This window comes from Flavobacterium arundinis, assembly GCF_038289855.1.
Taxonomy (GTDB): Bacteria; Bacteroidota; Bacteroidia; order Flavobacteriales; family Flavobacteriaceae; genus Flavobacterium; species Flavobacterium arundinis.
This window is the reverse complement of the sequence record NZ_JBBYHR010000009.1, coordinates 172139-185156: the sequence shown is the minus strand read 5'-3', so window position 1 is coordinate 185156 and position 13018 is coordinate 172139. Positions and strand designations below refer to the sequence as shown.

Annotated in this window: 9 protein-coding genes; all 9 read right to left on the bottom strand. The window is 44.5% G+C overall.

Features of this window, described 5'->3' with window-relative positions; all coding sequences use genetic code 11:
- Window positions 1–48 precede the first annotated feature (48 nt).
- Window positions 49–399, bottom strand: coding sequence for a cytochrome C oxidase subunit IV family protein (locus AAEO56_RS15660; protein WP_341698001.1), 351 nt, complete (start codon window positions 397–399; stop codon window positions 49–51).
- Window positions 400–418: 19 nt separating this feature from the next.
- Window positions 419–1396, bottom strand: coding sequence for a cytochrome c oxidase subunit 3 (locus tag AAEO56_RS15655; protein WP_341698000.1), 978 nt, complete (start codon window positions 1394–1396; stop codon window positions 419–421).
- 47 nt (window positions 1397–1443) lie between these two features.
- Complete coding sequence (locus tag AAEO56_RS15650; RefSeq protein ID WP_341697999.1) at window positions 1444–2019, bottom strand: cytochrome c oxidase subunit 3; 576 nt, start codon at window positions 2017–2019, stop codon at window positions 1444–1446.
- 2 nt (window positions 2020–2021) lie between these two features.
- Window positions 2022–2924, bottom strand: a complete 903-nt coding sequence (gene cyoE, locus AAEO56_RS15645; RefSeq protein ID WP_341698069.1) for a heme o synthase — start codon at window positions 2922–2924, stop codon at window positions 2022–2024.
- Between the two features lie 176 nt (window positions 2925–3100).
- Window positions 3101–3631, bottom strand: coding sequence for a hypothetical protein (locus AAEO56_RS15640; RefSeq protein WP_341697998.1), 531 nt, complete (start codon window positions 3629–3631; stop codon window positions 3101–3103).
- A 410-nt stretch (window positions 3632–4041) separates the two neighbouring features.
- On the bottom strand, window positions 4042–4785 hold the full coding sequence (gene deoC / locus AAEO56_RS15635) for a deoxyribose-phosphate aldolase (RefSeq protein WP_341697997.1): 744 nt from the start codon (window positions 4783–4785) through the stop codon (window positions 4042–4044).
- 25 nt (window positions 4786–4810) lie between these two features.
- Complete coding sequence (locus tag AAEO56_RS15630) at window positions 4811–5206, bottom strand: VanZ family protein (protein WP_341697996.1); 396 nt, start codon at window positions 5204–5206, stop codon at window positions 4811–4813.
- A complete protein-coding gene (gene gcvH, locus AAEO56_RS15625; protein WP_341697995.1) occupies window positions 5199–5579 on the bottom strand; it encodes a glycine cleavage system protein GcvH in 381 nt (126 codons plus the stop codon). Before gcvH ends, AAEO56_RS15630 begins: the two co-directional genes overlap by 8 nt.
- A 68-nt stretch (window positions 5580–5647) precedes the next feature.
- Window positions 5648–13015, bottom strand: coding sequence for a T9SS outer membrane translocon Sov/SprA (gene sov / locus AAEO56_RS15620; protein WP_341697994.1), 7368 nt, complete (start codon window positions 13013–13015; stop codon window positions 5648–5650).
- Between the last annotated feature and the right edge of the window lie 3 nt (window positions 13016–13018).

Here is a 13018-nt window from a genome sequence, read left to right as displayed (position 1 = left end):
ATAAAAAAAAGGCGGGTTAAAAACCGCCTTTTTATGAATAATATATTTTTAGAATATCCACTTATAATGAGAGTGCTTAAACACCTCATGGATATAATCGCCTTCTATAAGAATGATAAACAATAAATACAATACTAAGAATACAACCGGCAATACTACCGACCATTTAAGGCTGTTTTTTTCACCTTCGATGTGCATGAACGCCCAAACGATGTAGTAGGCTTTAACGACTGTAAGGATAATGAACAGCCAGTTAAGGATATTCATATGAAGAAGGTTGGTCATGTGGAGGGCCGGCGGCTTCATGATACCAAGTATAACCTCAATGATAGTTATAACAGACAGAAGTCCGAAAACAAACCAGATCCTTTTTGTATTAGATTCGTGCGAATGTGCCATTTTGCTTAAATTTTAATAATTAAACCAGGTAGAAGAAGGTGAATACGAATACCCAAACTAAATCCACAAAGTGCCAGTATAATCCGATTTTTTCAACCATCTCGTAGCTTCTCCTTTTCTCATAAGTACCCAAAAGCACGTTGAAGAAAATAAGGATATTAAGCATAACTCCTGTAAATACGTGGAATCCGTGGAAACCTGTAATGAAGAAGAAGAAATTGGCAAACAACTTATGGCCATACTCGTTCCTTATAAGATTGGCACCTTCAACAACAATTGTTGCATCGGCAAGCCTCTTTACAGATTCTTCCCTCGACAATACCGTTTTCTTTTTGTCCTTGGTAAGCATCTCTGTCCTTACAAGAAGGTTTGGATGTGCTTTAAAGCCCTCTACTACTTCCTGTACAGTATAGCTTGGCAATGCCGGCTCTTCCTTGAACCATATACCCTGGCTTTTTATTTTCTGTACCCTGTCCGTATGTATATCTGCAGCGAAATCAGCAAGGGCTACCCTTTTACCGTTAGCATCTACAAACTGAAGTATAGAACCGCCTCTTGTTTCAACAGCGCCATATTCGCCTTTGATGAAGTTTTTCCACTCCCATGCCTGAGAGCCAAGGAATATAAAACCGCCGATGATGGTAAGCACCATATAAACGGCAACTTTTGTTTTTTTCAAGTGATGGCCTGCATCTACAGCAAGTACCATGGTTACTGATGAAAAGATAAGGATAAAAGTCATGAAGGCTACATAGTACATCGGGGCATCAACACCGTGCATAAACGGAAAGTGATTGAACACCTCATCGGCTATTGGCCACGTTTCAATGAATTTGAACCTCGAAAAACCATAAGCCGCAAGAAAGCCTGAGAAAGTAAGAGCATCTGATACAATGAAAAACCACATCATCAGTTTGCCATAACTTGCACCCATCGGCTCATTCCCGCCGTCCCATGTTTTACCTGTAGTAGCTGTTGTAGTAACTGTCGCTGCCATATAAAATTGTTAGGTTAAAAAGTTTTCAAATTTACATTTTTTTTCCATTAATAGAAATAGAAAAACAAAAACAAATAAACCCATAAAATATCGAGAAAGTGCCAAAACATTGCACCTAACTCTAATCCAAGGGTTTGAGACTTATTGTATTTTTGTTTAAAATGATTATAAATTACCACCAAAAGCACTACAAGGCCCGCAAAAAGGTGCGCAAGATGCACTGTAATAACGATATACAGAAACGACGTAGTCACCGTACTCTCGGGCCCGGTAAAGAAATATCCGCTTTTTATCACTTGGTCAAAGCCATAAAACTGCGCTGCAACAAAGCCCAAACCCAGTGCAAGCGTAAGCAAAAGCCAGAATGATGTAGCGCTCCTGTCGCCTTTTTTTATTGCCATCTTGGCAAGGTGGAAGGTTACACTGCTCGCAATGATCAAAGCAGTGCTTATCATAAAGGCGTCCGGCAGCACAAAATCGTTAAGCCAGTCCGGCCTTGAGGTACTCACCACATAGGCGCTTGTAAGCCCAGCAAACATCATAAACATGCTCACCATACCAAACCAAAGGAGCATCTTTTTAGATTTCTCCGTCCTTTGGGTATATTCTTCGATTGTCATCATAATTACCTGATAAATTTATCTGCTACTAATATTACCTGCATCAGCGAAATATACGACACGCTAACCAGCATGAGCTTTTTCGCCGCAGGGCCATCCATTTTATTGTATAGTTTTACTGCATATACGAGCATCCACAAGCCCAGAAGGAATACGATCACTGCCGACACGATACTCAATTTCAGCTCTCCTGTAAACCCGGTAACCGGGAGCAGGGAAGCCACAATGAGCCACACGGTGTAAAGAATGGTTTGCAACGCCGTTTTTTTGTCCCTCTTCCCTGTGGGAAGCATGAAGAAGCCTGCCTTTTCATAATCCTCAAATAAAAACCAGCCAATAGCCCAAAAATGCGGGAACTGCCAGAAAAACTGTATAAGAAACAGCGTGCCTGCCTCGATACCGAAATCGTTGGTGGCCGCTACCCATCCCAGCATGAAGGGTATTGCACCCGGGAAGGCTCCTACAAATACTGCAAGAGGGGTTATAGTTTTCAGAGGTGTGTAAATGCTTGTGTAAAGAAAGATCGAGATAGCACCGAACATTGCTGTTTTAGGGTTAATGCTATATAGTATACCGATGCCAAGGATGGTAAGTGCCGAACCGAGGATAAAGGCGTTCTTAACCGACATTTTTCCTGACGGAATAGGGCGGTTTTTTGTCCTGTCCATGAGGGCATCGAGGTCTTTCTCTATGATCTGGTTAAAAACATTCGATGCGCCAACCATGCAGTAGCCACCAATGGTAAGCAGTATAAGTGTAACCCAGCTGAATGCATGCTCATCTGATACGCCAAGCAAGTAACCCGCAACAGAGGAGAACACCACGCTGATAGCGAGCCTTGCCTTTGTAATAGCGGTAAAATCAGAAAAAATCGATTTTATTGAAATCGGGGTTTGTGAAGCGTTCAAAATGATTTTCATTGGGTTTTCAAAAACTGGTGCAAAGATACTCGAAAAAAAAGTTTTCTTCAAAGAGAATGGTGGTAAAAGAAAGTTTCCATTATTTCGTATAAAACATCTAAATAATTAAACCTACATTTAACATCACCCCAATTTAAAATAAATTTTCCAGCCTTTAGTATTTACTATTTAAGGCAAAGCCTTTTGATTGAATTTAATGCGACCCTCACATTGGCTGTCATAGCACTTTGTATTTGTGTATACTGCTCATTTGTAAACACCTTTCTCACCTTTTCGTTCCAAACCGCCGGCAGAGTACCAACAGATGCAAATATACTATCCTCCTCTTCTTTAGAATGGACGTAATTATAGTATCGGTAACTAACAATGCCGTCTTTAAATATGTATTCAAAATCAAACGCTATCCATCCGGCAGGTTTATCGTCATCATCTACAAGGTAGTGATAAGTCCAACTTCCTTTTACGAACGCACCGTCTTTTGCATCGCTTTCATTTTCAGTAGCCGAAAGTATCTCAAAGAGTGGTACATCTTCCTGAAGGCACCTACAAGCCTCAAAATTATCTTTGTCTGCACCTGTTAACGTGCCAACGAACAGAACATTACCACTGGAATCTGCCGATAGCGTTTGCGCCATTGCCGAAAATGTTGTGAGAAAAAAATACAATAATAAAATCGTTTGGCTTTTAGTTTTCATTAATAATTCTTAATAATTATGACTTAAATTAATTTACCCTTTATACATCCCATCTTTTCAAAGCATTGTTAAATTTAATAATAATTTTTATTTGCCACGCAACCTTTCGCATTTCCCTGCATCTTATAAGTGTAATGACTCCATTAGGTTGTTTATCATCGTTGTTACGAAAAAGAAAATTCGTTTGAAAAATTGCTATGAAAACGAGAGCCTTCCCCGAAACGGGAAGGTTTTTTTTATGCACTAACCAGGCCCCCTAACCCCAGAAGGGGGAACTCCGCTCTTGCCGGTAAACCGACAGAACTTTACAAAAGCATAAAACAGTACGAAGGAAAGATTGCCCCGCTCCGTAAACTGCGCCCGCAATGACGGAACGTGTGAGATTGAAAACTGTGATTGCGGCTGAAAACTTAATATCCTCCACTACCCTCTTCACCTTCAGCAATGGCTTTCGCTGATGACGTACCGATGCGCTTAACGCCAAGTGATATCATCTCTACGGCTTCGTCATAGGTGCGAACACCGCCTGCGGCTTTAACAGCAAGTGGAAATGCATTCTCAAGCATGAGCTTTATGGCAGGCAGGGTTGCGCCATTTGGTTTTCCTTCTTCCGTTTTGTAAAATCCTGTAGATGATTTTACAAACACCCGGCTATAGTCGCTTTCTTCAAAATGGGTGAGCACCACATTTTTTATAAGGGCGCTGAGCTGAACGATCTCGTGCTCGTTGAGCGCCGCTACTTCAATGATCCATTTTACTATCTTACCGTGGGCCAGGCCTACCCGTGTACATTCGAGTACCTGCTTTTTAATGGCATTGCCTCCCTCCGATTTAAACTTTTCATAATCCAGCACAAAATCAAGATCATCTGCACCATCGCTGATCGCGGCTTCTGCTTCGGCCAGTTTGCTTTCAAGCGGGTTGTTGCCCTGCGGGAAGTCGATAACAGTGCCTACCGTTACGGCAGAACCCGCCGCAACGATCATTTCTTTAGCCATGGCAGCCATATCCGGGCGCACCATAACCAACCTGAAATTTTCATCTATCGCTTCCTGCACCACCTTCTTTACCACCTCGCGGTTTTCTGCTTCGGTAAGACCGGCCTGTGCTGCGGTTTTCAAATAGGTCGAATCCAAATAGTGTCTTATATCCATAATGCTTTAAAATGATAATCCCCAACTAATAAGCCGGGGATTTTTTTTTGAAATGTCTTTTTTGATAGCGCCACAAAACAAAAACCGCTATTGCGCTTCCTGTAGTATTAGCTATGGCATCTACAACATCAGGAGTCCTTTCTTCTGTAAAGAGGCCCTGGCATATTTCCATAATGATGCCATAACTGACAGCGATGATAAACGCCCACATCCTCCTTTTGCGAACATCTGATATTTTCAGTGTCCTGAGGCCGTAGCTCCAGAGTATTGTAAACACAAAATAAAAAGTAGCGTGAAGCACTTTGTCCTTATTGGGCATCTGTATCTTCTGCAGTTCACCAAAGTTGTCATTGCTCACTAAGCATGCAACCGTAATAAACAGTGTCCAGAAAATTGCTGCCCAAAAGTATTTATTACGCACCTATCAGTTCCCTGTATTGTTCGCTGCTCAACAATCCTTCTACTTCAGAAGCATCGGATATTTTTACTTTCACCATCCAGCCATCACCATAAGGGTCGGCATTCACTTTTTCAGGGCTGGATTCAAGGGAGTCATTAAATTCAATGATCTCGCCGGAAAGCGGCAGGAACAGGTCGGAAACTGTCTTTACAGCCTCCACAGTTCCAAAAACCTCATCTTTATCCAGTGTCTGGTCGAGTGTTTCTACCTCAACATATACAATGTCACCCAATTCTTTCTGGGCAAAATCGGTAATGCCTACTATAGCTGTATCGCCTTCTATTTTAACCCATTCGTGGTCTTTCGTGTACTTTAAATCTGCCGGAATATTCATGTGTCGTTAGTTTGTTTGTTTTAGCAAATGTATGTTTTATCAGATAAACTATAAAATGTTTTTTTGTCTTAATTTCCGAAATTATACCGCAGCGTAAACCCTGAACGGATATTTGTAAGCGGATAGGCTGTAGATATTACCGGTTTGGAGAATGAATGGTCGTAGAAGAAGATCGCTGTCAGGTTTTTACTGAAGGCATAATCTGCGGTAAGCTTAATCGACCATATATTCTGTCCTCCACCCAACTGGTTGTTGTCATAATCCAGGTAACGCACAATTGTTGAATTCCTCCTCAACGAAAAATCAGCCTTAATATTAATATCGCTCCTGATCACATTGCTCGCGTTATCGGCCAGGCTAGAGTTGATGGTTACATCCTTGATGCGGTATCCCAGCCCAACTATGTACTCATTGCCCTTCACCTCTGTAAGCAGGTTATTATCAAAACTCATATTGAGTGTTCGGTCTTTCCTTATTTCGGCAAGTATCTTTATTGAGTTCTTCATCTCCAAATCAACACGTATAAGCGGATTGAACTGCTCCGACAAGTTGACATTCGAAATAATATCTTTAGTATAGAAATTACCTACACCGTTGTTGTCCTGCCCATTCGGGTTTTCGGTGTACTCAAAGTTCGACCTGTAGGAGTTGATGTTATAATGCGATGAATAACTATGCTGAAGTGAGAAGCGCTTAAACTTGTCCTTAAAGAATTTGTAACGCATCAGCCCCGTATATTTTATTATCCAATTTGGCAGCGGGATATTCCTGAAGGGATTGGTTGAAACCTTTCCTGCATCCTGCCCGGAATAGGCAGCAATGAACGATGGGAGCAATACTGCCTGGCTGTTTCGCCCAAAACCTACCGGATAGCCCGCATTGGCATCGGCAAAACCACCGGTTCCATCGGCAGTGTAGCGCGGAATCGGGGCGCCACCATAACGCTGTTCGGCAAGCCTGTTCGCTATTACCAGCCTGTTGTCCCTCATAGCATCAAAGGCTTCAGACCCGTTTACGTCGCTTGCACTGAAAGCCGTTTTGATGAGTATCGTCGATATCATGAAATTGCCATACGTATAAGGCGAAAGTGCCTGATACCTGTTTATTCCCGAAGTTTCGTCGTAGGCATCAAATTGTTCCGAGTGGTTTTCAGAATAGGTCCTGTCGGCACTCAGGTCAATCTTAAAATCAGGAAACAGGTCCATAGACGCCGTAAGATTCAGCTGCTTAGTTGTTGTCTGTGTAAAGTTTTGGTTAAATTCGCTATAGTTGGTCAGGTAGCCGTTACTGGCTGCCTGGTAACGAATATCGTCATCCTGGCTACCAAATACAAACCCCAGGCTAGGCTTGGTCGTGCCCAGGAACCCTATACCCGGCAGGAAGCCCGGTAGCGCCGTACCACTGGTCTCGGTATAGTTTACCTGTATGTTCTTCACACTGGTCAGCACTCCAATAAGGCCGTTTACAAACACGTTGCCTTCTGTTGCCGGTTTTGGCGCAGCGGTCACTTTCTCACCCGGTTTCGGGGCAGGTTTTGGCGCTGCATTTTTAGCGGCAGGCTTTTTAGGGCCAAGGCCTACATATTTGTATAGCAGGTCCATATTCAATGTTGTGTTGAGCTTGTGCGAACTTGAGTTTTGCAGCATATTACCCAACTGAAATACTGTATCGTCTATACCGTCTCCATTCGTATCCCTGGACACCGAAGACAGGGCATCGGTAGAACGCTGCCAGTTAAAGGTTCCGTTATAAGTGTATGTAGATTTCAGGAAGCTTAGTGCCGGAAGCTTGCTCAACGGCAAATCGTAGTTGACTACAAACTGCTGCGTGTGCGAGTTGGCCTCACCTGTATCCCAGAAATCCTGCCATATAGTATATTCCTGAATCGGCATATTGTTTTCATCAAGATAGTTCCTTACGATGTTACTGGTGGAAACTGCATAGTTAAATTTCAGCGCCTTGGTAATGTTATAATTAAAGCCGTACTGGTAGTTAAAGAAATAATTCCTCCTATATAACGGGTTGATAGGGATACCTTCTACATCAACGTTCCTGTACTGCTGCCTGTTGAACTGCCGTATGATATTCGAGCTGAATGAAAGGTTTGAAGGCAGGTAGTTGAAGTTAAAATCACTCAACAGCTTCCAGTAGTTGCTTTTTTTCATGAAACCGGTATTCTTGAATGGCTCAACCGGCTTATTCTGGAAGGCATAATTATAATCTGCCGAAACCCTTACCTGCTGGTCTACCAGGTCCTCTATCTGGTAATCGTGGTGTTCGGTCTGGTTATAAGAATAGGACAGCGTTACGTTTTCAGGGTCATAAACGTGCTGCTTCTGCTCCGGCGCCCTTTCTTTCTTCACACCTATAAAGTTGATACTTGTCCTTTTTGTATAATCAATAGCCCTGTCCCTGAGGTTGTCCCTTGTAGCCTGGTCGGCAGTTTCGTTTATCAGCTGCTCGAGGCGTACGTCCTGCTGGAACGGATCATACTCCGGTGTAATAACCTGCTCACCAACACCGTAGTTGAACGGCAGGTTCACATGCCAGCTTTTCGGCAGCAATTTTCCAAGGGCGAAGTTGGTCACAAGGTCATATTGCTTCATATCTTCCCTGCTTCGCTCATTAGGGCTTTGCTCTATTGTACCGAAACCTATAGTACTCATCCTTCCGGTAGCCGATATCGTTGCAAAATCTGCAAAATTGGTATCCATGCTCGCTATAGCAGCCATACCACCTTTGGTATCCATGTCAGAAAGGCGCATCTCATTAAACCAAACTTCCCCGCGAAGATTCCTTGCCATAGGGTCGGTCAGCTTATAGCCATTTTTTACACCGAGCATCAATGTCCTTACATAACCGAAATTCGGGTTACCTTTTATGGCTACCGTCATCCTGTCGTCAATGTCGCGGTAATATATACCGTTTGCATCCGGTTGTCCGGCCACGCCATTCAGCACGTCTATCTTTAATCGCGTAAGCGCATCGAGCGATATTTCTATATTATTGCTTTCCGGCCAAATCTGGTCTTCGGAAACAGCATTCAGCGGAGTTACGTCCAGCTTCATCTCTACCTGGTAGAAGTTATCGGTAAAGTCATTACCAAAACGAAGGAATGCTTTCATTTCGCCACTTTGCAGGCCATTCGGTTCCGGACTATCAGAATCATTATCCGATGAAAGCGCTTCAGCATGAAGGAACATCCTTAGTTTTTTATACTGCCGCATATCCACATTCACGCTTTTAAATACCGCACGGGCATCATCCGGCTCAAGGCCTTTACTGTTCGATGTAGAGCCATCGGTAGAATATACCCGCAACGACAATGCCTGCTCGTTCTGGTTGATTACCGCATTGTTGTTATACAATTGCTCCCTCTGAACACCGGGAGGCGATTTATAAGGTATTGGCTGCCTGTCTCCATTTTCCTGAACATTCAGGGCTACAACATCAAAGCCTGTATTATCGGTGGTGGCATCCTCATTATTATCCGGCTCGGCATCAAGTGAGTTTACATACCTCCTCCACTCGCCCCTTACAAGGTCCAGCGCACCAAAACGAAGGGTAACATCGCTGCTAAAGCCCCTTACGATCATCCTCATGAAACGTATCGAACGCACACTGCTGATACCGCCTACAGAAACAGCCCCTGCTCCCTGTACCGGTACTTTATACAACAGCCACCTTCCGGTTACGTTGCCGGTACCGTCTGCCTTTTGAACATTAAATGGCCTTTCATCCACTACATACCCCTGGCCCGGGATTACACCGGGTACCATTGGTATTTCATATTTAAAATAGGCATCAATGGTGTTCATTGTGTTGTCCCTGTTGATGTCCTCAACGTCAGGCAACGTGGTATTGCCCCTGTTGTTGTTGCCTACATCTACCGGCGAGTTACCTTCGGTACCGTTATAATTTTTATATCGATCTAATACGTTTCCTGTAGCGCTTAAGAAAAACTGGTAGTTATCTGCGGATGGATCGGGATAAGCACCAAATGCGGAGAATTGTGCCGCCTCCTGGTCATCAGCCAATCCGTCAAAGCCCACATCCTGTACGCCACGGTTGGCAGAATCGGTATCAAAAGCATAGATAAGCGATTGCGATACCGGCACTTTACCCCATACCGATGCAAAGGTAGGCTGGTTGCCTGCTGCTTCCGGAAGCCCGTTCTCGTACTGCTTCCTGTTGTCTTTTAATATATCTTCAGAAATTTCACCTAAGTTAATTTCAAGTGTACCTGTATTGGTAGCAGGTGTGGCATCGGTACCGTCATAAGGGTCCATCACCCAAAACTGGATGTACTCCACATTGGTCTGCTCAAAATTCGTTGAGTTGATTGCGCGCATGATGCCTCCCCAGTTTTGCACTGCCTGTGCCTGTGTAAAGCCATTGGTAGGCGCCGCAAGCGGGTTGTAGTTATATGGCCCCCTTTCCTGAGGATAGTAGCTAAGGTCAAGTGTGTTCACTACCCTGCTCTGGCCGGGCACTACATCCGTAACCGGATACAGCTCATCGTAGTACACACGCCTTGTCCTATTGGTCGAAATATCGCCCGCAGTGATACCGTCAGGGCGTGCACTTTCGGCATAAAAACTAGGGTCGATACTGTACCAGGCAAGCTTGGATCTTTTAAAACCGGAGTCAAGCACGTTCACATCAAATTCGCCGCCCAGCCCTACAGGGGCACTGGCCAACGACCATCCCTGTGCACCGCGCATATCTATATTGGTTTGCGAACCTTCAAAATCGTCCACATAAGTTGTTGCCTCCCCGTTAAACTGGTCGGCTTTAGAAGCATTAGGCTTCAGCATTGCTACCTCACCCCTGAAAGAGAAATTGGAAGGCACATCTGTATCCATATTCGGCAGCTTGTTTACCAGCCTGGTAAAGAAAGGCACCTCGGTAGAGAAAACAGTATTAAGCCCGAAGATCGTATTCCTTACCGACTCCTGTCCGTAATTGGTCTTTGTAGTAAATGGCCTCTCTGACATCGTTAAGACAGTACCCCCTATCAAAAACTTTTCGTTGAATTTATGCTCTATATTAAAACCGGCAAAACGCCTTGTCTGCTGCCCGAAAACCGCGTTGTTCTCTACAGAAACCTGGATCGGGGTATTGGATGCCTGAAGTGATGGGTCGAGTATCTGCACCATACCTGCCTGGTAGTTTACGGTATAGTCCTGGCCTTCTACCAAAACCCTGCCGCCCGCAGTTACCACAACCGAGCCCTGCGGCACGTTGAAGGCACCCAGCGGAATGCCATTAGCACTGGTCGATTTGAAGCGCCCTTTCAGCTGGAACTTGTTTTTCTGGCTGCTCTGTAATGCATCGGCCTGTGTACTCCTATACATGCTCCGGTACACATACTTCTTCTGGTTGGGGTTAAAGCTGCTCTCATCGGCATCCTGCTGGTAGGTTTCCGCATTGCTGGCATCAGCCAGCTTATCATACAGGTATTCACCAAAAGGCTCTACCGTAGTAAAGAAGATACGGCCATTCTGCGTGTCAATAGTAAGGCCGGGCACAAAATCGAAGAAACCGTCTCCACCTTCCTGCGGGTCATTAGCATAACTAAGCCTGTCCAGGTTAAAAACGCGCATCAAAGGCGTATCCGTAACAGGGCCTTCCTGATTTGGTGGATCAGGAAATGGATAAGGCGGCGAATCAGGGGTATTCGCAATTGTAGGTGCAGGTGTAATATAATTCAACGGGGATGGGTCGGTATACAATATGTTGAAACGGAAATCTTCCTGCGTAAGCTGGAACCCTCCCGGTATCTGGTATACGTTTTTCATCATCAGGTTCCAGGTAGGCTGTTCCACGCTGATAAGGTTACTCTTCAGCATCTTCAGCACAAGGCTTTGGGTAGCCGGCACCGGGGTTTCCGGTGTAGTGGTGTTGTCAACCACGGTAGCGGCAACACCATCGGTACCGAATTCACCCACCTGGTACACCTTGTCGCCAATGGTATATTGGTAGGCAACCGCAAGCACCTCATCATTGTTAAGCCTTTGGCTCAGGGAGATGTACCCCAACTGTGCATGGTATGTATATTCGCTTGCTGTCAGTTTCCTGGCATTTTCAAGTTTGGAATAATCGCGGCCTTCACTTGCAGTAAGGCCGCCGGTAAAGCTGTTATTGTTCAGTGTAACAATTTCCCGCACCGTCGAAGAAAGGAAACCTCCGGGAATGATCGTGGGGTCGAGCTTATTGTTACCATTGTCCGGAGGGCTGTTGGCCCCCACGTTAAAAAACGGACTGGTGGTTGGGTTATCCGCAAAACCTACCGATTCGTTGGTAATATCATCCGGACCCTGAACCCCTACCTCTACTACGGGGGCCTCACCTAAATCCTGTATCGCTACGATATTCCGGGAGTTGTTTTCGGCGGCATTTATCCTGTTCTGCTTATTGGTTACCCAAACCTCAATACGGGTTATCTGTACGCGGCTGTCGATAAGCGGGTAATTACGCAATGAATAGTTGTACTGGTTCCTGAAATACTGCGAAAGGAAAAAGTGCCTGTCGTTATCATATTCAAGACCGAAAAGTGAAAATTCCTGTATAGTACCACCGCCCTGAGCCGTTACAGTCTTGGTTTGCGATTTCTGCTCGGAGAATATACCTGTAAGCGTGGTCTTGCCAAACTGTAGCGCCATCTTAACACCAAAAAGGCTCTGTGCTCCCCTTACCAACGAGTTGGAAAGCGGAAAGCTCACATTACCTATTTCTATCTTTTGGAGGATGTCATCTTCTGTAGGGGTATATTCCAGCTTGATAAGGTTTTGGAATGCAAATGTAGATTGGGTATCATAGTTGGCATTTACGGCCAGCCTTGTACCCACTTTGCCCTGAAGGCTCATACTGATACGCTGCTGGAAATCAAAGGTAAATGTACTCCTGTTCCTCGGCGGTATCGAAGGATTGTCCTGCTTGGTATAACGCCCGGCAAGGTCTATCTCTACCGATCCCTGCGGCTTTACATCAATGGTATTGCCCCCGAAAAGTGTCTCGAAGAAACTGGAATTCACATAATACCGTGGCAAAAGGTTTTTCTGTTCTTCAGTAGTGCCTTTTCCGTCAATCGCCTTTGATTTTTGCTGGTAATATTCCCGCATCGACTCGCGCAACGCCAATTCCTGGTATTCTTCCGGTGTTAGGATTATCGGGTAGTTGATATTAAAACCGTCAAACTTATTCGTATAGATATAACGGTTCGTAGCGGCATCGTAGGTATATGCCTCAATGATGCTTTTAGGGTTGGCCATTTCTACCTTCCCCTTGTTATAGCCCTTAACGGTGTCTTGCGAAGTTTCATTTTCCTCTTCCTCGATAACCTGTGCCTGAGCCACGATACCGAAAAGGAAAAACAAAACCGAAAGCGTATATTTTATTTGAGTATAAAAATCTTTAGAGTATACTGTTTTCAAGGA

What these genes read in the sequence shown, in the direction of transcription:
- AAEO56_RS15660 (WP_341698001.1), bottom strand. Translation starts at nt 399, where the DNA reads ATGGCACATTCGCACGAATCTAATACAAAAAGGATCTGGTTTGTTTTC.
- AAEO56_RS15655 (WP_341698000.1), bottom strand. Translation starts at nt 1,396, where the DNA reads ATGGCAGCGACAGTTACTACAACAGCTACTACAGGTAAAACATGGGAC.
- AAEO56_RS15650 (WP_341697999.1), bottom strand. Translation starts at nt 2,019, where the DNA reads ATGATGACAATCGAAGAATATACCCAAAGGACGGAGAAATCTAAAAAG.
- AAEO56_RS15640 (WP_341697998.1), bottom strand. Translation starts at nt 3,631, where the DNA reads ATGAAAACTAAAAGCCAAACGATTTTATTATTGTATTTTTTTCTCACA.
- deoC (WP_341697997.1), bottom strand. Translation starts at nt 4,785, where the DNA reads ATGGATATAAGACACTATTTGGATTCGACCTATTTGAAAACCGCAGCA.
- gcvH (WP_341697995.1), bottom strand. Translation starts at nt 5,579, where the DNA reads ATGAATATTCCGGCAGATTTAAAGTACACGAAAGACCACGAATGGGTT.